Source organism: Algoriphagus persicinus (assembly GCF_035156415.1).
GTDB lineage: Bacteria > Bacteroidota > Bacteroidia > Cytophagales > Cyclobacteriaceae > Algoriphagus > Algoriphagus persicinus.
On sequence record NZ_JAYEEY010000023.1, the window covers coordinates 14,581 to 34,294 of the forward strand.

Sequence of the window (19,714 nt, forward strand, 5' to 3'; positions counted from 1 at the left end):
CAAACTAATTTTGAAACCAAACTACAAAAATAACCTTGATGCCATCTGCAAAAGGTTTTTCAATAAAAAGGTATATGAATTTTATCAATGAGTTACCATTGGCTCAAGTGCCTTAGCCTGCTCGATAAAGTCTGCTACTTTAGATGCTGCAGGAATAGCTCTTGTCAATCCTTTTTCTTCATGGGTTTTTACTAAAGCGGTGTAAAGATTCTCAGCATTTCTGGTTCTTAATTCCTTTAATGTATCAACACCAGCAGCTTTGAGAAGTTCTGCGAATTGGCTTGCAACTCCGTTAATTCTAAATAGGTCGGCCATATTTACCCACACCAGAATTTTACTTTCATCCAATCCTGATGCTTCGGCGATAGCCTTTCTTCCGGCTTTAGATGCTCCTTTTTCCAATAGACTTTCTACGGAGGATATGCCAGCTGCCACTAGTTTCTCTTTCATAGCAGGACCGATGCTCTCGATCAGTGTGATTGATTTACCCATCTTTCTAAGTTTAAAGTAAAGTGACTAAAAATTCATGTTAATGGCACAAAGAATGAATGAGCTTTGACTAGAATTTATTCCTAAAATAAAGACAATTTTTAACTTCTAAGATCCTTTTCACTCTTTGCGTGACAAATTTGAACTTTTGGAAACATTAACTTTACGTTAAAGAAACTTCTACCTTTATTGCTTCTCTAGACAAACATTATATCCGTGAGCTTTAGACTTCACCTCCACTCTATCTTATTCTGCATACTTTTTACGCTAGCATATAGCCAGGTTTCGCTGGCTCAACTAGGTCCAAACCTGGGGCAAACCGATCATTGGATGAAAGGCGCAAAGGCAGCAATTGAGAGAAATGACTATGAAACTGCCAATTCCATTTTCAGAAATCTCATCGATTCAGGTCAGCCTCTACCTGAGGAAATGCCCTATCTATTCGCTGAAACTCTTTTCCAACTCAGGCAATATGACAATTCAGCCAATTTCCTGAATAAATATCTTGAGTTAACTGGATTTACAGGCGGTCATTATGCAGGAGCTCAGGAACTCCAGCATCGATTGGAAACTCCACTAAAAGAAATTCAAGAATGCCAGCTTTGCGACCGCCGTGGCTATCGATATAAGACTTGTTTTACCTGCGAAGGAAAGAGACAGATTGAGCAAGATTGCCAGTATTGCAAAGCCAAAGGTGTAGTGGGATGTAGTCGATGCAGTGGATCTGGGATGATCACAAAGATGAATATTTTCAAAATAGTCGAATACTTCGAATGTGAGAGATGTGCCGGTAAAGGAAGACTGACCTGTCCAGTTTGTGAAGGAAGTTTAAAAGAAGTAAGCTCATGCAGAACCTGCAACGGTAGCGGGAAGTTAAGCTCAGAGAATATCTGTGATCACGAGGAAGGACCACATGAGCATTAAACACTAAGGGGCTTGTTGATTATTAGTTTTCAGTCACGGTGATCAGTCGCAGTTTTAGGCAACTTAAATGGGAAATATATCCAGCTAGTGGAAAAGCAGGATAACACTGCTGAGTGAATTCTGCAGTAACCTCAGTGTTTTCAGTTTAAAAAAACGTCATAAAAAAACCGGCCGAAGCCGGTTTTATATTAATGACAGTAGTTAGAATAGGCTTCTTTTGCTCCGGGATAATCCAGAGCCGATGCGAGTTGAAAATCCTCACACGCCCCTTTCACCCTTTTCAAGGCAATTTTTAACAAGCCTCTATTAAAGTATGCTTGTCCAAATTCCTTATCAACTGCAATGGCATTTCCGTAAGCTTTCAAAGCTTCATCGGTTTTGCCCAGCTGGTGCAAAGCGCGCCCTTTCATAAAAGAAGCCATGGCAGGAGCACCTGGGATTTCAGCTGCTTGATCAGAATATAGCAAGGCATTGGTGTAGTTCTTTTGATTGTAATGCACATTCGCAAGGCTAAGTAACACCTGAAAGTTATTCGGCTCTACTTCCAGTGCCTTTTCAAAGTCATTCTTTGCTTCCTCGAAATTACCCTGTTCCTCATATGCCCGGCCTCTATTATAAAGCATTCTAACATCATTTGGCTTGAATTTCAAATCTTCAGAATACTCATTAGCTGCTTTATCATATTCTCCTTGGTTGAAATATGCATCTCCAGTACTCGTCTTCTTTTCCGAACAAGACCACAGGGAAACAGAAATAAAAAGAGCTATTATCGCTCGCTTACTCGTTTTCATTATTGTTGATTTAAACTGCTACACTATTATCTCGGAGCGCATCATTAAGTGATGTTTTGAGGTCTGTAGAGGCTTTTCTTTGACCGATTATCAAAGCACAAGGGACTTGGAAAGTACCTGCGGGGAAAGTTTTGGCGATAGAACCCGGAATGACTACAGAACGCTCAGGCACATAACCCTTGTATTCTATAGGCTCAGGCCCAGTGACATCTATGATTTTTGAGCTAGCAGTCAAAGTAACGCCAGCCCCAATTACGGCTTGCTTACCGATTCTCACACCCTCTACGATGATGGCTCTAGAACCAATAAAAGCACCGTCTTCAATAATAACCGGTGCTGCCTGAATAGGCTCCAAAACACCTCCAATGCCTACTCCACCACTCAAATGAACATTTTTGCCGATCTGCGCACAGGATCCGACAGTAGCCCAAGTGTCAACCATCGTGCCACCGTCCACGTAGGCACCTATATTAACATAGCTTGGCATCATCACCACTCCAGAGGCTAGATAGGCTCCATATCGAGCGACAGCGTGAGGAACTACACGGACACCTTTTTCTGCGTAGTTAGTTTTAAGAGCCATTTTATCATGGAATTCAAAAGGACCCACCTCGATTGTTTCCATTTTCTGTATTGGGAAATAGAGAATAACTGCCTTTTTCACCCAGTCATTTACCTTCCATTTGCCTTCTTCGGTAGGCTCGGCTACACGAATTACACCTGCATCCAGATCGGCTATTACAGCTCTAATTGCTTGTTGTGTTGTTTCTTCTTTTAATAATTCCCGGTTGTCCCAGGCCTTTTCAATGATTGTTTTCAGTTCCATTATTTTGGTTAGTTTCGTTTAATGAGTGAAAAATCAGCTTCCCTAATTCCAGTCTTAATCGCATCAAGCCTTAAGCCCGCCAAAGATACAAGAGCTTGGGGAAAGCTTGGTCTTTCCCTGCGAAAAACAGGGATATATCACCTAAATTTTATGGGATTTTCACAATTCCCCACAGAAAATTGCGAAGATGAAAACTATTTCACATCTCTTACAGAGATTCACTCAACTTGGGCAAGATTATTCTCACAGCTAAAATTTGCTAAAATACTTTTAAAAGTCTCACCCAAAATTCTCATTGTTTGCACCTATGAATACCTTCCAATTGCGTCATTTTTCAAGAGGATATTGGGATACAAATTGGTATATGATGTACAGGAAAACTATGTCAAAAACCTAGATCTTAATCCTAAGTTAAGTGCCTTTAAAAAAGCAAAATTCGGATGGATAATAAGGCGAATGGAAAGAGTACCGGGAATCGATTTATTCCTGCTTGCCGAGAAAAACTACGCTAAAGAAATGCCGGATAAAGCGCCATTTTTGATTTTGGAGAATAAATTTGCTGGAGAAATAAAGCCAATTTCATCATTCATAATTCCACAAAAAGGCGGCTATAATTTTTTGATTTCGGGGACACTTACTCCCGCCTTTGGCACACTCGAAGCAGTCTGCTGGTTTAAGGAAATCGTACAAGAATTTCCCGGATCTTCGCTTAAAATTATTGGGCATTGTACCCTACCTAGCTATGGAATTGAGCTTCAAAAAGCCTGTGATACTATACCTCAAATTCAGTTGAAATCATCGGATTTCCCAGTGTCTCATGAAGAAATTATAGCTGAATACTCAGGGATAGACTTTGCAATTTTACCCTACCAAAATAGGGAAGCCATCAAGGATAAAATGCCTACTAAGCTCTTCGAATCTGCAGCGCTGGGAGTACCTGTTTTGATTGGTGGTAATCCTAAATGGCTAGATTTTTTAGCTCCATTTTCCGGAGGATTTCCTATAGACTTTTTCGATTTGCAAAATGCTTCCCTTCAATTTAAGACTGCGCTAAACCAAGAATACTTTTCCAATAATCCTGATACTTCCGTCCTGTGGAAATCTCAGTACGAACAGTTCATCAGAGCAATCTCTTCTCTTTAACTCCTAAGCTGGATGTGGATTACTATCCACACTTATCCACCTACATCCTATTTTTAACACCAATTTCTATGAAATGGAAACTGGCATAATCTCACATTATAATAAGCCAAATCAATATTTACCTCTTTTTAAATAACTAAAAATCAATACTTTATATTTGTTTTACCCAAAGGCTAATTTTATATTTAGTCAAGACTAAAACTCTAAACACATTTGAAAACGGGTTATCCACAGTCGATTTAGTCACTATTGAATATATTTTTAGCTATATCTAAATTAACTTTTATATTTGTATCAGTACAATTTGAAACATCATGACTTTAACTACAGCTGAGGAGAATTATCTCAAAGCCATCTATCACCTATCGGACGGGGGAACCAAAAGTGTGTCCACCAATGATGTAGCTGCAGAGATGAAAACCAAGCCTGCATCTGTATCTGATATGCTTAGAAAACTGGGCGATAAAGAGGTAATCGAATACCGCAAATACTATGGTGTCAATATCACCGAAGAAGGCAAAAAAAGAGCCCTGCAGACCATCCGAAAACATAGACTTTGGGAAGTGTTTTTGGTGGACAAATTGCAGTTCGCCTGGGACGAAGTACACGAGGTCGCGGAGGAGCTAGAGCATATACAATCCCCCCTGCTTATCCAGCGCCTGGATGCGTATTTGAACTACCCGAAATTTGATCCGCACGGCGATCCGATTCCAGATGAATATGGGGATGTAAGAGCTAGACCCAGGCTTGCACTTATCGAAATGGACATAGATCAATCGGGGCAGATCGTAGCAGTGAAGGACAGCTCTGCGGCCTTCCTCAAATACCTCGATAAAGTAGGTGCTTACATAGGAGCAAGAATCAAAGTGTTGGACAAAGTGGAGTTTGATGGATCGATGGAAATTCTCGTAGATCAGAAGAAAACCCTCTTTATGTCCAAGGATGTCGCGGCTAATATTTTGGCAATTCAGTCATGAAAAAAATCCTAGTGATAGTACCCCTGCTTCTACTCTCTTTTGCCTGTAAATTTGACAATCCAAAAGAAAGAAAGAAGCCAAGAATCGTAGCCACTACCAGCATCTTGGCAGATGGGCTTAGGAACCTCGTTGGGGAAAATGCGGAAGTAGTTTCCCTTATGCCAGCAGGTGTAGATCCGCATTTATATAAAGCATCTGTCCGTGATCTTGACCTCCTCCAAAATGCAGACCTGGTCATTTACCACGGACTTTTCCTGGAAGGAAAAATGACGGAGATTTTTGAGAAACTGGCATTCAGTCAAAATCTAATTAATGTCTCAGAAAACATTCCTCCTGACTTACTCCTAAGAACCGGACCTGAAGCGCACTCTGTAGATCCCCACATCTGGTTTGACGTATCGCTTTGGTCAATGGCATTGGCACATGCCTCAGAGGAAATCATTAAATGGCAGCCAGCTTGGAAATCAGCTATACATAAAAACACAGATTCATATCTTAGCAAACTCGCAGCTTTGCACGAAGATAATCTTACCAAGGTGGCTGAGCTGCGAAAAGCTAATCAGGCTTTAATCACTGCCCATGATGCATTTTCTTATTTTGGGAGAGCATATAATCTGGAAGTTTTAGGTCTTCAGGGTTTGTCCACACTGAGTGAGCCAGGCCTGAGGGATTTGACAGGATTGGTGAGTTTCATCATAGAGCGAAATATTCACGCAGTCTTTGCTGAGCAGACTATTTCTCCCAAAGCGATAGAAGCTGTAGTCGCTGGCTGCGCCAATCAGAACCATGAAATCATATTAGCCGGGCCACTATATACCGATAGTCTAGGCGCAGCAGACTCTCTTGCCGGTACCTATATAGGAATGGTAAAAACCAATGTTCAAGTAATTTTTGAAAGCCTAACACAATGATCATAAACGTAGATTCCCCTATTTTAGAAATACACGACCTCACAGTCAGTTACGATCAAAGTCCAGTTCTCTGGAATGTGGATTTGAGCTTACCTGCCGGAAAGTTGATAGGAATACTGGGCCCAAATGGCGCTGGAAAGTCAACGCTGATCAAGGCAATCATGGGATTAGTACCCATTACCGGAGGTTATGTCAAGCTTTTTGACCGAGAGTTAAACGATGTAAGAAGCCGAATCAGTTACGTCCCGCAGCGAGAATCTGTGGATTGGAATTTCCCGGCATCAGTACTCGATGTAGTGATGATGGGAACTTATGGCAAGCTTGGGCTTTTCCGAAGGCCTGGCAAAAAGGAGAAGAAAATTGCCATGGATTGTTTGGATAAAGTAGGCATGCAATCCTTCATAGATCGACAAATATCCGAGCTTTCCGGAGGTCAGCAGCAGCGGGTATTCATCGCAAGAGCTCTTGCTCAGGAGGCTGATTTGTATTTGATGGACGAGCCATTTGCAGGAGTGGACATGGCTACGGAAACTGCAATCTTCCAGCTTTTACAAGAAATGACAGCCGCTGGTAAGACGGTGATAGTGGTGCATCATGACATACATTCTGCCATGAATTACTTTGACTGGATCATTATGCTCAACCTCCATTTAGTAGCATCCGGACCGAAAACCGATGTAGTGACCGAAGAACTTCTTCGGAAAACCTACGGAGGAAAGCTTAATCTTCTTACCAAGGTGACTGATATCATTAGACAAAAGGACTTTAATCCATTAAAGAGCTGATATGAGTGACTTCGTCTATTTCTTCACATTTCAGGATGCTTCCATTGCCTTTGTGGTGATCGGCATTACGCTCTTAGGCATAGGTTCCGCTTATGTGGGAACGTACAGTTTTCTTGACAAAAAAGCTTTGCTTGGGGATGCCATCTCACACGCAGTCCTTCCAGGCATTTGTCTAGGTTTTATGCTTGCTGGTGAAAAGAATCCTATTTATATCGTCACCGGAGCCTTTCTATCAGGTGCTTTGGCTACTTTTCTCACTTCCTGGCTGAAAAGCAAAACCCGATTAAGTGATGATGCCATCATAGCTTCTATCCTGTCCATTTTCTTTGGCTTTGGCGTAGTACTTCTGACAGTCATTCAAAAATCCGGTAATCCGGAAATGGCCGGTCTAAACCAGTTCATTTTTGGAAATGCCATCGCTATTCTTGAGGAAGATCTTTACATCTATGGAGGTCTTGCTGTTTTGATCATCATTACGCTGACTTCCTTTCGCAAGGAATTTTCAATGCTCGTATTCAATACTGACTTTGGAAAGTCAATTGGCTATCCTATGGGCGCGATTAGATTGGTTTTTAATGTACTGATGATTTTGGCTGTAGTGATAGGCATCCAAGCTATAGGGGTTGTGTTGATGGCAGCTTTGCTGATTACTCCTGGAGCTGCAGCGAGATTCTGGACAGACAAACTAGGGAAGCTTCTATTGATTGCAGGTGCCTTTTCAGCTGTATCAGGAATCATAGGCACCTATGTGTCCTTTGTGATTCCTCAGATGCCCACAGGGCCTTGGGTAGTAGTATGCCTTTCGCTTCTTGCTTTGATTTCCTTTCTTTTTGCACCAAAGAAGGGAGTGCTTTCACGCTATATAGCAAGAAGGTTTTATTTGAAAAAAACGCATCAAGACCACCTACTAAAATTGATTTTCCATGGATTGGAAAGCGGTAAAAACACGTTCCCGATAGAAGAAATCTATCAGTCTTTTCCATACAGAAAGAGCGAAACTAAGGATACGATTGATGAATTAATTAAAACCAATTTACTTACTAATAATCAAGGTTTTATAGACTTTACTTCTCAAGGGAAATCGGAGGCAAGACGCATTGTCAGACTCCACAGACTCTGGGAACTTTACCTCAATGAATACATGAACATTGCTCCAGATCACGTACATGATTCTGCCGAAAAACTGGAACACATCCTTACCCCTGAACTCGAAGCGTTGCTAGAGAACAGGCTAAATTATCCTAAACTCGATCCTCACCACGAGACTATCCCCCGCGACAACGATGAGCTTTGACCAAAACGCCTTCCTGATTATTCTAACTGCTTCCCTGATCTCCATTTCATGTGGACTGCTGGGCGTATTTATGATGCTGCGCAAAATGTCCATGACTGGAGATGCCATATCGCATGCAGTCCTACCCGGGATAGTCATAGGATTCTTTGTATCGGGCAGTCAGCGGGGATTGGAAGTCATCATAGGTGCGGGTATTTTAGGGATTTTGGCTACCCTAGTTATTGATTGGCTGAAAAATAAGGCAAAGGTTCAGCTAGACGCATCTATAGGCATCACATTTACGCTGCTATTTGCTATCGGCATCATTCTGATAAATATGCTGGCCTACAAAGTAGATTTAGATCAGGAATGTGTGCTGTATGGGGAGATTGCATACCTACCCATCGATCTTTGGATTACTGATGCAGGCTTTAGTATGGGGCCAAGAATCACCTATCTTGCGGTATTGAATTTAGTTTTGGTGATCACGTTTATCTTCCTATTATACAAGGAGTTAAAACTTACAAGTTTCGACGAAAACTTTGGCTTAGTAATAGGTCTTCCTGCCGGAGCAATCAACTTGGCTTTGATGAGTATGGTCTCTTACACGACAGTCAGCAGCTTCGAAGCAGTAGGTGCTATTTTGGTAGTGGCATTACTGGTCGTCCCGCCCGCCACTGCTTTTCTCTGGACCAAAAAACTAACTTCCTTAATCAAACTTACCTGTGCATTAGGTATTTTTATTGCGATAGCTGGATATTACATGGCATATTTGGTGGATAGCTCTATTGCTGGAATGATGGTTGCCGTAGGAGGATTCGTATTCTTAGGTAGTGCTTTATTCAAAAGCGTCAATCCAAATTTCACTTTCGGAACTTCCACATCAGTCAAGCCGTTGGAGAGTTGAAAATTAGAAGCATGAAATCGATCGTTGCAAGCATCACCCAGAGGGATGATTATTCGTAATGCGAGATTTCATCTGACCGTTAAAAACAAATGAAAAAAATACTAATAATAGGCTTAATTCTATTATCCACTCAATTTGCGCAAGCGCAGGATAAAATAGCGTGGCTGAAATTTGAAGAGGCGGTAGCTGCTGCAGAAGCAAATCCCAAAATGCTTTTGGTGGATGTTTATACGGATTGGTGCGGCTGGTGCAAGAAAATGGATAAGGAAACTTTCACTGATCCTGATGTAATCAAATACATAAACGAGAAGTTCTATGCTGTTAAAATGAACGCTGAAGACGATAAACGCAAATTTGACTTCAAAGGAAAAGATTATACCGAAGCAAAAATGGCCGCAGCTATGCGTGTGCAGTCCTACCCCAACTTTGTGATCATTGACCCTACATTAAAGAATATCACCCAACTACCGGGATATAGGCAACCTGCAGAATTTCTGGATGGTTTAGCTCAGATAGTTGATAATGGAATCGGTGCAAAATGAGTTTTTCTCTTTCCGATCAAAATGACACAATTATAGCATTGGCGACAGCACAGGGAGTCGGCGCTATCGCAGTGATTCGCCTTTCTGGAAAACAGGCTATCAGCCTCACCAATGAAGTTTTCTTCGGTAAAAATCTTGAAAAACAGGATTCTCACACGATTCACTTTGGGACAATCCGAGACGGGGAAAAAATCATTGATGAAGTGCTGGTTTCACTATTTATAGCACCTAGGTCATTTACCAAGGAAAACGTCGTGGAAATCTCCACACATGGCTCTTCTTATATAATCAACCAAGTTCTCAAACTTTTCATCCGCCAGGGAGCACGCCCAGCAAAACCAGGTGAATTCACACAGCGAGCCTTCCTCAATGGACAGTTTGATCTGGCGCAGGCAGAGGCCGTGGCAGATCTGATTCATGCAGACTCCGAGACGTCCCATCAGGCAGCACTCAGTCAGATGAGAGGTGGGTTTAGCTCTGAAATACAAGTACTTAGAAGTAAATTAATTCATTTTGCTTCAATGATAGAACTGGAATTGGACTTCGGTGAAGAGGATGTGGAATTTGCCAGCCGGGAAGAATTGAGGACACTTGTAGAGCGCTTGCTTAGAGTGGTAGAGGAATTGATCTTGAGTTTTGATCTAGGAAATGTGATCAAAAATGGCGTGCCCACGGTAATCGCAGGTAAGCCAAATGCAGGAAAGTCCACCCTACTCAATGCCCTACTCAATGAAGAAAAAGCAATCGTATCTGAGATTGCCGGAACCACCCGCGATTTTATCGAAGATGAAATCAATATCGGAGGCGTGATCTTCCGCTTTATAGACACAGCCGGATTACGGGAAACCACAGACACCATTGAAGCAATTGGCGTGAGTAGAACGCAGGAGAAAATGAAGACAGCTTCTTTGATTTTGTATCTCTTTGATTTGGGCGATACAGATTTAGTAGAGATCAATCGAGACATCAATAAACTTGAAAATCAAGGCGTGCCTTTCCTAAAAGTTGCGAATAAGGTAGACAAAGGTAACCCTCAGTTGATTAGTGAGTTAAAAGCAAAGCATGCAGACACAATTTTTATATCAGCTGGCAATAAAGAGAATCTAGAAGGGCTGAAAGTCCGTATCCTAGAACTTGTCAATCTGGACAAATTCAGAACAGGAAATACGATTGTGACCAATGTGAGACATTACGATTCCCTGGTAAAAACCCGTGAGTCTTTACTCGATATACTGAGTGGACTGGACAATGAAGTGACCAATGATTTTGTGGCGATGGACATCCGCCGCTCCCTTCATTTTCTAGGAGAAATAACTGGAGAGATCACCACAGACGATCTGCTGGAGAATATCTTTAGGAATTTCTGTATCGGAAAGTAATTAAGCAAATTGAAGGATGAAGAACAGCCGGCCCCGAAGAAATGCTTGCCGGGTTTAAGGGGATTCTCCAGACCGATGGCTATATCGTCTATGAATCACTGTATGCGAACCATGCCAATATCCTGCTCACTTACTGTATGGCCCATGCCCGCCGTTATTTCATGGATGCGGTCAGGGATGTTGAGAAGCAGGCCAATAATATCCTGGATGAAATGCAGCTGCTGTATGCGCTGGAACAGGAGATGAGGGAACAGGAACTGGGCTGGGAGAAACGGACAGAGGAAAGAAAGAAACACGCACGTCCTGTTCTGGACAGGCTGGAGAAATGGCTCAAGGAGAACCAATACCGATACAGACCCCAGAGTCCGATGGGAAAAGCCATTGACTATACATTGCCCAGATGGGCTGGACTGAGTGCGTACGAACTCCATGTCCAGATGGAGATAGACAACAACCTGATAGAAAATGCGGTATGCCCCCTTGCCGTTGGGAGAAAGGCATTTTTGTTTGCAGGATCACATCAGGCAGCAGAAATGGCTGCCGGTGGATATAACGGTTTGATTTGTGCCACCCTTTTCGGTTTAATTGCGCCACCTTTTTCGGTTCAAACTGTGCCATTATAGACGAGTCGTTTTCGGTTCGTTTTGTGCCAGATGAGTTGGACTGTTTCGGCCCGATTTGTGCCACTTTGAAAGGTCAAGTAACCAATCACCATGTCGTTTTAAAGAGAAAACGACATGGCCAACGTACTTGATCCGATGGATATAAAACAGATTTTCAGTTTACACAGAGACGGTCTAAGCAACAGAAAGATTGCCGTGACCCTGGGTATATCCCGCAATATAATCAACCAGTATATTTCATGGCTTTTGTCATCAGACTACCAAGCAGGTGAATTACTGTCCATAAATGAGCAGGAGCTCAGAGAGCTTTTCCCATCAAGAACGACCATAAAAAATGATCGGTATGATTCCCTGATGCGGTATTTTGAGAACAATAAAAGCTCCAAAAACCATCCCAGTTTTACTTTCCTGCACCACTTGGATGTACTCCTTTATGGCCAGCTGCAAAAAGAACAAAATCAATGAGTTTGAATGGCTGAAGGATGTTTTTGAAAGAAGACAGAGTCATAAGCAAAAAGATCTGCACCAACTTCTTCCCTCAAACTGGAAGCAGCACAGACTTAACCCGATTCTCTGAAATTCCTAACCCAAAACATATGGGTTCCTCGGATGGATACTTTTGTTTTAGAAGTAATAAACCTCTGCAAGTTTAGACTTAAGAATCAGAGCTTTAACTTTCTTGGGAAATACCTTTTAAAGATGAGTAGGCATCTATAACCGACCCTGCAGATTCTCCTACCCAAATATCAATTTATATCCGTTGGGTCCCCTAGGTCACATGTATTCCGAATATGGCTACTTTAAAAGCCAATGCGACTTTCTTTCCTCAAATTGATTAAAAAGTTTCCGAAAAAATTAAGTTTAAATGTATTAAGGCCTTGATTTAGGTGTTAAAGCTATTTATTTTCTTTGGAGTATAAATTGTTTTGAAAATTGAAAATCTATTTTATAAAACAATAATACAGTTATGAAATTCTTTTATTTATGTTCGCCACCAAGTTTAGACAAGCAATCTATAGTACATGACAGAGATTGTCCAGATATACCATCAAGATATGATCGGGAATATTTAGGCCCTTTTAATTCAGCATCAGAAGCCAAAAGATTTGTTTCATTACAAAAAGATAATATAAAAATTTGCTCTGTTTGTGGTTGTGGTTACGAGGTGTACATTATAGGCCAGTAAATATTTAGAGCGATGGGGCTCCTTGTTTTATCCAAAAAAATCTCATTTTTAAAATAAGGGACAATTCAGTGGATTGATAATTAGCAAATAGACCTAACTCCAAAGTTTTTTGATTGGGCTGAAAAAAAACACTATTTAATTCTATAAAGGTCTTTCCGTGAATAAGTAATTCAATCTGCCCATGGCATTATTATTGGATTTCTATGTAGTTCCAACCACCAAAGTTACCACCAATGAATTTCCTTTTCATATTTTTGTTTTCAGTTTTTATCATTTTTATCCTTATAGCGGTGTTACTAGCGAATTCTAAAAGCAGCAATAATATTCATATAAATGGAAATATGTTAACGATATGGCATCCTTTAAAAAAAGATGTGATAAATCTGAAATCCGATCTGAAGAGCTGGAATGTACAACAAATCAATATGATTTGGTGGGGTAAATTAAATTCTGTGAACCTTGAATTGCAATCCGGTAAATGGAAAAAAGTATATTCCAGATCCCTTTCCGGAAAAATAGAAGAGTTAATCACTTATTTGGAACAAACAGCTCTTGAAAGAAAAACCCACCAACTCAGGTAAATTTCTATTTTCCCACTCCTTAGAGCACAATGCGTAAATCATTCCTCATTTCCATCCAGAACTTTCCCATCGTAAATAATTGGTATTTTACAAGTTGATCATCCAATAGTAAATTACAGAATCGGTATTTTTAGAAGCAGCAAAGGTTTTATATCCGTGAAGCAGTTTTCCTATACTTATCAGTTAGTATCAAGTCTGGAAAGTAATTAAAACAATAAGGTTACAGAAGTTGGATAGTATAGTAAAAGGCAAAGGAGCTCATCAAAATGAACACTTTTGGAAAGAAGGAGACGAATAGAAATGTGCCTTGCTTGAATTATTACTAATAATGAAGTCATTTGACCCTAACCCCAATTGAAATCAAGGACTTTAGTTATTTGCCATTTTGATAGAACTGTATTGCGACACCCTAACTGAAAACTCCCTAAAACTATCTGTTTAAAAAAAATCACGATGACTCGCTCGGATAGGCAGTAGAGCCTCCTGATGTTTGACAGAAGTCAATCTAGTAAATGAGCAATGGAAAAATTTATGTTTATACTAGTGGTAATAGGGGTAGCTACTTTTGCTATGCCCTGGGTAGCGCTTTTTTCTAAAAAAGTAGGGATATCCTATGCTATTTTTTACCTGATAGGGGGATTTTTGCTTTATACTTTTTTTTCAGAAAATTTACCAAGTCCCCTTCCCAAAGACAATGGCACATCAATCCTTCATCTCACTGAATTCATTGTGATTATCTCATTGATGGGATCGGGAATTAAAATTGATCTTCCTTTCTCCATCTGGAAATGGACATCTCCCTTGAGGTTGGTTTTCATTGCCATGCTATTATGCATAGCTGCGGCTGTGGCACTCGGATATTATATGTTGGATTTAAATTTGGCAGCGGCAATTTTGCTAGGTGCATCCTTGGCTCCGACGGATCCTGTGTTAGCATCAGATGTGCAGGTGGGACCGCCAAATGACCAGAACAATCCCTTCTCTTAATTTATACTAACCTCAGAAGCAGGGATTAACGATGGCATGGCTTTTCCATTTACCTGGCTCGCAATCACAGTCGCAAGTATGAACATTGGCGGAAATACGTCAATATTATACTGGTTTTCCTACCATTTTCTCTATCAGATCATAGGGGGAATTGTACTGGGATACATTTTGGGCAAAGCAATAGGCTACATTTTATTTGATTTCTCGAAGAGATATAAAATGTTGGACAGCCTAGATGGATTTCTGGCTATTTCTTTGACTTTGCTGGCATATGGTCTTACTGAACTACTACACGGATATGGTTTTATTGCGGTTTTCGTGTGTGCAATCACCCTTAGACATTATGAAAAGGAGCATAAGTATCACAAATCAATGCACTTTTTTTCAGAACAGATTGAAAAAATGTTTGTTGCCGTACTTTTGTTGTTGTTAGGTGGGGCAATCGTCCAGGGGATTCTGGACTCTCTAACCTGGAAAATGGTGCTCTTCTCTTTGGCGTTTTTACTGCTTATCCGCCCCCTATTTGCCTATCTTAGTTTGCTTGGAACCAATCTTCATCGCAGGGAAAAGTTTATAATCAGCTTTTTTGGGATTCGCGGGATGGGCTCCCTGTTTTACCTTTCTTTTGCTCTAAATGAAATAGCTTTTGAATCTGAAGATGAACTATGGTCAATTGTCACATTCTCCATAGCCCTGTCAATACTGATTTATGGCCTTACAGCCGCGCCAGCAATAAGATTTTTGAATAAGAAAACTAATATCGCCAAATAAGAATGAACCAAATTCCTTCTTCACATAGAAATTTTCCTTTAGACATCATTCTATATTTCCCTGATAATCAACTGAATTGTCACCATATTCTTTTTAAATTAGGGTAAGTCGAATCACTAGCAACTTGCTATGAAAACTCTGCCCCAACCCAACTTCTTTTTCATTGGTGAGCATGAACTTAACCTCCATTTAAAAAATCCTGATCCAGTTTTTAAAATAAGTCTGTACCGGGAAAAGCTTGAAGAAAAGCCAGTGGAGACATTGCACATCAAGTTTATGGGGAGTTCTAAATTGAAATTTCATCAGATTGAGAACGTTATCAGCTCTATTATAAGAGATCACGCCAACTATGCTTTAGCCTTCAATTTGAGTGTTTAAATAGAAAGGATAAAGGTTGAATATTCCATGTTGAATTAGTATTTCTCTCAATAAATATCATTGCAGTTATGTGCTACTAAATACAAGTCATTAAAAGGTCGGAATATTTTCCGCCCTGAATTTTCTAGGTTCTTCTTGTGGTATTTCTTCTTCCCTTTTCGGTGGAAAATCCTGCTCGCGGTCAGGTTGATATGGATCATCGATTTCCCTCTTGGGATCTTCCAACGGATTCTCCTCCTCACCCGGCAGATATTCCTCTTCTTTGGGCGAATTAGGATCTGAAAGGATCTCAGGTTCATTTGGTTTGGGACTTATTTCCTCGGAAGGAAACCCCTGCCCTACTGGATCAGCACTTTTTATCCATGAACTGAACTTCCACAAATTCAATTTTACTTCATCAGATTCCATTTTCTTTACTTCTGCTAAATGATAATGCATAAAATATATTTCATCAATCAGTTGGAATTTCAGCTCTGGATATTGACCCCTATTGTATATAGAACTGTCATTATCCAGAGTGAAATTTTGGATTTACATACAACAAAATAGTAACCTCATTGGGATTCCTTTTTAGAAAAAGCATACCCACGAGACTTATCCTATCAACTGTCTTTATCAGACCCTTCTACTTTAACTATCTTGTTATAGATTCCTAATAGCAAAAATGGGGAAGCCCATTGGCCGACGAACAAAGCCATTTTATTTTGTTTGAAAATTTTTAGCCCAAGAGATACTCCCATTGCGGAGAGCGCAGACCATAGAAATACATCAGATGGAATTTTTGCTGTTTGGGATTCAATAGTTTTGGCAACGTTGCCTTCTTTTCTTTTGGTGTCCATAGTATGATTAGTTTAGTGATTATAATATACTTTTAAAACCAAAATCCATACCTCAATACTCAATCCATAAGAAAAGGATTAAATGCATCCCTATTGAGCCAAATGAAAGAAAATAAGTTATACTAAAATTTTTATTTGGATTACCCCATCCGTATATGTGTCACTATTTACACAGATTGATACATTCTAACCCTGAGATAAGCTGAATAAAATTTAAAATCATAGGGTAGTAAGAATTAACTAAAATATACAAAATGGTATAATGAGATGAAATCGAGCGTGACTCAAGCGTCACACACTGGGATGATTATCTACCATGTGAGATTCCATGCTACCTTAAAAAAAACAAATTATAAACACATGAATTGATTAGTAAAAAAGGTATTTACAGAGAAATGGACAAAGGCATAATATTCCATCTCCTGCCACCTCATCTGATTTTCTAAGGAAGGGGGCTAACCAGTTAGGGCGCTTTCGCCTCTTCAAAAGAACCAAGACAACAGCAAATAAAACGGAAATTGACAACGTTATTTAGTGGAAGTCTATAGCTCCACCATAGCCTTAATCACGCCAGATTCAGGGTTAAGAAGTGATTCAAATCGCTTAGGTAAATCATCAAAGCGTACGCGATGGGTAATCCAATGGTCGGTTGCCACCTTGCCTTCTTCCATAAGAGATATAATCTCTTCGAAATCAGCTCCCAATGCATTTCTGCTGGCAAGCAGTGTGATTTCCTTTCTGTGAAACAGTGGATCAAAAAACGTAAAATCACCTTGGTAAAGGCCGATGAAAACTATTCTTCCTCCGAAGGCGACATAGTTCAAGGTATTTTTCATGGAATGCTCATTACCTGTTGCATCCATTACCACAGTAGGGAGGTCACCATCGAATAGGTTTCTCAATTGCCCGATAACATCAGTAGAATTTGCATTCACAGTTCCTTCAAGATCCAAATTCTGCATACAGAACCGCAAACGGTCTTCATTGATATCCAAAGCAGCTACTTTAGCCAGCTTGATAGTGGCGAATTGCATGGTAGCCAAACCAATGGGTCCTGCTCCTATTACCAAAACTTTATCTTCAGAAGTTATATTGGCTCTGCTTACCGCATGACATCCAATTCCTAAAGGCTCAATTAAAGCCAATTGGTCATAGGAGAGTTTTGATGATTTATGAAGGTACCTGGCAGGCACTTTGATAAACTCCTGCATGCCACCATCCTGATGTACTCCGAATACTGAAATAAATTCTCCGCAGTTTGTTTTACCCAATTTCACAGCCTGATCTTCTTTGAAATTAAAGTAGGGTTCTAGCGCACATTTATCTCCAATTTTCACACGAGATACCAGTCTGCCTTTTTCAACAACTTCCAGTCCTAGCTCATGACCTAGTATTCTGGGATAGGAAAAAAATGGTTGTTTACCTCTAAAGGCATGCATATCAGTACCACAAATACCTATTCTATGGACCTTCAGAAGTACTTGGTCATCCTCTAAAGATCTGTCTACGCTCGTTTCACTTACTTCCCAGCTTCCCGGCTCCTTTAGTATTACTGTTTTCATTGGTGTTCCTTGTGAGTTGTTTGTTATATAATTAGACTTATCAACAGTCTAAAACAATTTTTGGGAAAAGTTGTATAAATTATTTCTCCAAACAGGCCAGGTATGCCCTCCGGGATATTCTGAATAGGTGTAGTCTATATTCATTTCATCAAATTTTTGCATCATTACCTGACAGTTTTCATAGGCAATATCTTCTTTACCTCCCATAGCAATCCAAAACTCAGCAAGATCTGCATTGTTTTTATCTGCATTGTTTTTCATAAATGCATATTGGGCATCAGTTATTTCAGTTAGTCTTGAGGCTATCCATCCAGAACTGAATACCCCGAGATAAGCGAAAAGATCAGTATTGTTTACTCCTGCATATAAAGTCTGTATCCCTCTCATGGATAGTCCTGCCAATGCCCTGCTCTGGGGGTCGGATTTAGCCCTGTAGTTTTTTTAGATGTAAGGAATGAGACTTTCTTTCAACTCTCTTTCAAATTGCTTTAAACCATTTTCTGTAAAAGCACTTGCAGGCATATTTCCATCAGCCATCACCACAAGCATGGGCTTAGCTTTTCCTTCTGCAATCAGGTTATCCAAGATCAAGTCAGTTTTCCCTTGCCTTGCCCAACCTGTCTCGTCTTCCCCGCCACCATGATAAATATACAGAGTAGGATATTTCTCCGAAATAGTTGAATCGTATCCTGGAGGTGTGTAAATGAAAAACTGTCTCCATGCTCTCAATGCACTAGAAAAGTACCGGACTCTTCCCACCTCACCATGTGGAACGTCTTTAAGCTCATAATAACCATCTCCTTTGAATGGGACTTCAATTCCGCTGGCCATTCTGCCCATTCCATAGAAAGTTTCACTTGCCGGATCAGCAACCGCCAGACCATCAATGATCAAAGAATAATAATGAAATCCCTCACTAAGGGAATCCGTGGTCACTTCCCATATTCCTTCCCCATTTTTCACCATATCGTATTTCTTTCCCAAATCCAGTTGCAACTTGTTTGCCTCTGGGGCATTTACTTTAAATGCCGCCCGGTGATCAGGGAATATCTGAGGATAGCTTGCCGATCTAATATTTGTCTCAGCTGGTGTCCCCAGCGGACTATACTGATTGAAACCTGAAATTGAGTCGAAAAACCACTCTTCTAAAAAGAGAATTTAAAACCGTAATAGTTATATAGAAGAAGTTATTAATTGGTACTTGTACCAAAAATCAGTTAACTAATTGTAAAATAAACACTTACACATTCTGTATCTGAAAATAGATCATCAGGATAGCTGGAATATATACCACAGCTAAATCCTATTCTAGTTTTACCTCAATAGTCAAAAGTAATATTAAAGTGTCTATACACTTAAAATATTCAACTAAAACTAAGAGTGCCATGTGATTTTCTGAAGGTTTAACCTTTGGTTTTCTCAATCATGTGATTGATTACCTGACTGTGCTCGTGTTGTGGGCTGAACATGATGATCTCCGCATCGGCATTGACCTTTACATTATGCCCGGCAGGCCAGAAAAACAGATCGTTCGCATTTACAGTTTCTTGAATGCCTTTGGCATCGGTCGTTGTGATTTTACCTTTTAAAACATACCCCCAGTGCGGACATTGGCATTGGTTGCCCTCAAGTCCGATGAACAGCGGGGTAGTATCTACTCCTTCAGAAAGACTGAAATACTCTCCACTAATTTTACCTAACCCGCTTGCATCGCCAAAATCTGTTTTCTGACGGATTATAGCACCGGGAATTTGCATTTTAACTTCGATATTCTCTTTTGCAATTTTCATTTGTGTTCTTTTATGTAGGTTATGGATGATATTTAATAAACGGTATTGCT

19 protein-coding genes and 2 pseudogenes are annotated in these 19,714 nt (G+C 40.3%); 13 read left to right on the top strand and 8 right to left on the bottom strand.

Annotated elements, in window-relative coordinates:
* Positions 1-84: 84 nt before the first annotated feature.
* On the bottom strand, positions 85-492 hold the full coding sequence (locus U3A58_RS16595) for a DUF4332 domain-containing protein (RefSeq protein ID WP_323825292.1): 408 nt from the start codon (positions 490-492) through the stop codon (positions 85-87).
* Between the two features lie 327 nt (positions 493-819).
* On the opposite strand from U3A58_RS16595, the gene U3A58_RS16600 reads away from it, so the two are divergent.
* On the top strand, positions 820-1,413 hold the full coding sequence (locus tag U3A58_RS16600; protein WP_323825294.1) for a tetratricopeptide repeat protein: 594 nt from the start codon (positions 820-822) through the stop codon (positions 1,411-1,413).
* Positions 1,414-1,601: 188 nt separating this feature from the next.
* On the opposite strand, the gene U3A58_RS16605 is transcribed toward U3A58_RS16600, so the two are convergent.
* Complete coding sequence (locus tag U3A58_RS16605; RefSeq protein WP_323825296.1) at positions 1,602-2,204, bottom strand: tetratricopeptide repeat protein; 603 nt, start codon at positions 2,202-2,204, stop codon at positions 1,602-1,604.
* Between the two features lie 10 nt (positions 2,205-2,214).
* A complete protein-coding gene (locus U3A58_RS16610; RefSeq protein WP_323825298.1) occupies positions 2,215-3,030 on the bottom strand; it encodes a 2,3,4,5-tetrahydropyridine-2,6-dicarboxylate N-succinyltransferase in 816 nt (271 codons plus the stop codon).
* A 21-nt stretch (positions 3,031-3,051) separates the two neighbouring features.
* Between U3A58_RS16610 and U3A58_RS16615 the strand changes: the two genes are divergently transcribed.
* From U3A58_RS16615 to U3A58_RS16670, 12 genes and pseudogenes are all read left to right on the top strand, one after another.
* Entirely contained in the window at positions 3,052-4,173 is a 1,122-nt protein-coding gene (locus U3A58_RS16615) for a glycosyltransferase family protein (protein WP_323825300.1), read from the top strand.
* A gap of 311 nt (positions 4,174-4,484) precedes the next feature.
* Positions 4,485-5,150 (top strand): metal-dependent transcriptional regulator, encoded by a 666-nt coding sequence (locus tag U3A58_RS16620; RefSeq protein WP_323825404.1) that lies wholly within the window; start codon positions 4,485-4,487, stop codon positions 5,148-5,150.
* Positions 5,147-6,061, top strand: a complete 915-nt coding sequence (locus U3A58_RS16625) for a metal ABC transporter solute-binding protein, Zn/Mn family (protein ID WP_323825302.1) — start codon at positions 5,147-5,149, stop codon at positions 6,059-6,061. Before U3A58_RS16620 ends, U3A58_RS16625 begins: the two co-directional genes overlap by 4 nt.
* On the top strand, positions 6,058-6,846 hold the full coding sequence (locus U3A58_RS16630) for a metal ABC transporter ATP-binding protein (RefSeq protein WP_323825304.1): 789 nt from the start codon (positions 6,058-6,060) through the stop codon (positions 6,844-6,846). The genes U3A58_RS16625 and U3A58_RS16630 overlap by 4 nt, the downstream gene beginning before the upstream one ends.
* 1 nt (position 6,847) lies before the next feature.
* Positions 6,848-8,140, top strand: coding sequence for a metal ABC transporter permease (locus U3A58_RS16635; protein WP_323825306.1), 1,293 nt, complete (start codon positions 6,848-6,850; stop codon positions 8,138-8,140).
* A complete protein-coding gene (locus tag U3A58_RS16640) occupies positions 8,130-9,026 on the top strand; it encodes a metal ABC transporter permease (RefSeq protein ID WP_323825308.1) in 897 nt (298 codons plus the stop codon). Before U3A58_RS16635 ends, U3A58_RS16640 begins: the two co-directional genes overlap by 11 nt.
* Before the next feature lie 89 nt (positions 9,027-9,115).
* Positions 9,116-9,568, top strand: a complete 453-nt coding sequence (locus U3A58_RS16645; protein ID WP_323825310.1) for a thioredoxin family protein — start codon at positions 9,116-9,118, stop codon at positions 9,566-9,568.
* Positions 9,565-10,947, top strand: a complete 1,383-nt coding sequence (mnmE, locus tag U3A58_RS16650) for a tRNA uridine-5-carboxymethylaminomethyl(34) synthesis GTPase MnmE (protein WP_323825312.1) — start codon at positions 9,565-9,567, stop codon at positions 10,945-10,947. Before U3A58_RS16645 ends, mnmE begins: the two co-directional genes overlap by 4 nt.
* 41 nt (positions 10,948-10,988) lie before the next feature.
* The gene (locus tag U3A58_RS16655) at positions 10,989-11,570 is read left to right on the top strand and encodes an IS66 family transposase (protein WP_323825314.1); all 582 of its coding nucleotides are present in this window, start codon (positions 10,989-10,991) and stop codon (positions 11,568-11,570) included.
* Between the two features lie 114 nt (positions 11,571-11,684).
* On the top strand, positions 11,685-12,035 hold the full coding sequence (locus tag U3A58_RS16660) for a hypothetical protein (protein ID WP_323825412.1): 351 nt from the start codon (positions 11,685-11,687) through the stop codon (positions 12,033-12,035).
* Positions 12,004-12,147, top strand: a complete 144-nt coding sequence (locus U3A58_RS16665) for a transposase domain-containing protein (RefSeq protein ID WP_323825406.1) — start codon at positions 12,004-12,006, stop codon at positions 12,145-12,147. Before U3A58_RS16660 ends, U3A58_RS16665 begins: the two co-directional genes overlap by 32 nt.
* A gap of 1,760 nt (positions 12,148-13,907) precedes the next feature.
* A pseudogene (locus U3A58_RS16670) lies at positions 13,908-15,095 on the top strand (cation:proton antiporter).
* 468 nt (positions 15,096-15,563) lie between these two features.
* Here U3A58_RS16670 and U3A58_RS16675 read toward each other — a convergent pair.
* From U3A58_RS16675 to U3A58_RS16695, 5 genes and pseudogenes are all read right to left on the bottom strand, one after another.
* On the bottom strand, positions 15,564-15,911 hold the full coding sequence (locus tag U3A58_RS16675) for a hypothetical protein (RefSeq protein ID WP_323825316.1): 348 nt from the start codon (positions 15,909-15,911) through the stop codon (positions 15,564-15,566).
* A gap of 164 nt (positions 15,912-16,075) precedes the next feature.
* Positions 16,076-16,312, bottom strand: a complete 237-nt coding sequence (locus U3A58_RS16680) for a hypothetical protein (protein ID WP_323825318.1) — start codon at positions 16,310-16,312, stop codon at positions 16,076-16,078.
* 542 nt (positions 16,313-16,854) lie between these two features.
* Positions 16,855-17,874 carry a zinc-binding alcohol dehydrogenase family protein gene (locus U3A58_RS16685; protein WP_323825320.1) on the bottom strand — a complete coding sequence of 340 codons (1,020 nt, stop codon included), beginning with the start codon at positions 17,872-17,874 and terminating at the stop codon, positions 16,855-16,857.
* Between the two features lie 48 nt (positions 17,875-17,922).
* Positions 17,923-18,840, bottom strand: a pseudogene (locus U3A58_RS16690) (alpha/beta hydrolase).
* Positions 18,841-19,277: 437 nt separating this feature from the next.
* Complete coding sequence (locus U3A58_RS16695; protein WP_323825322.1) at positions 19,278-19,664, bottom strand: cupin domain-containing protein; 387 nt, start codon at positions 19,662-19,664, stop codon at positions 19,278-19,280.
* Positions 19,665-19,714 lie beyond the last annotated feature (50 nt).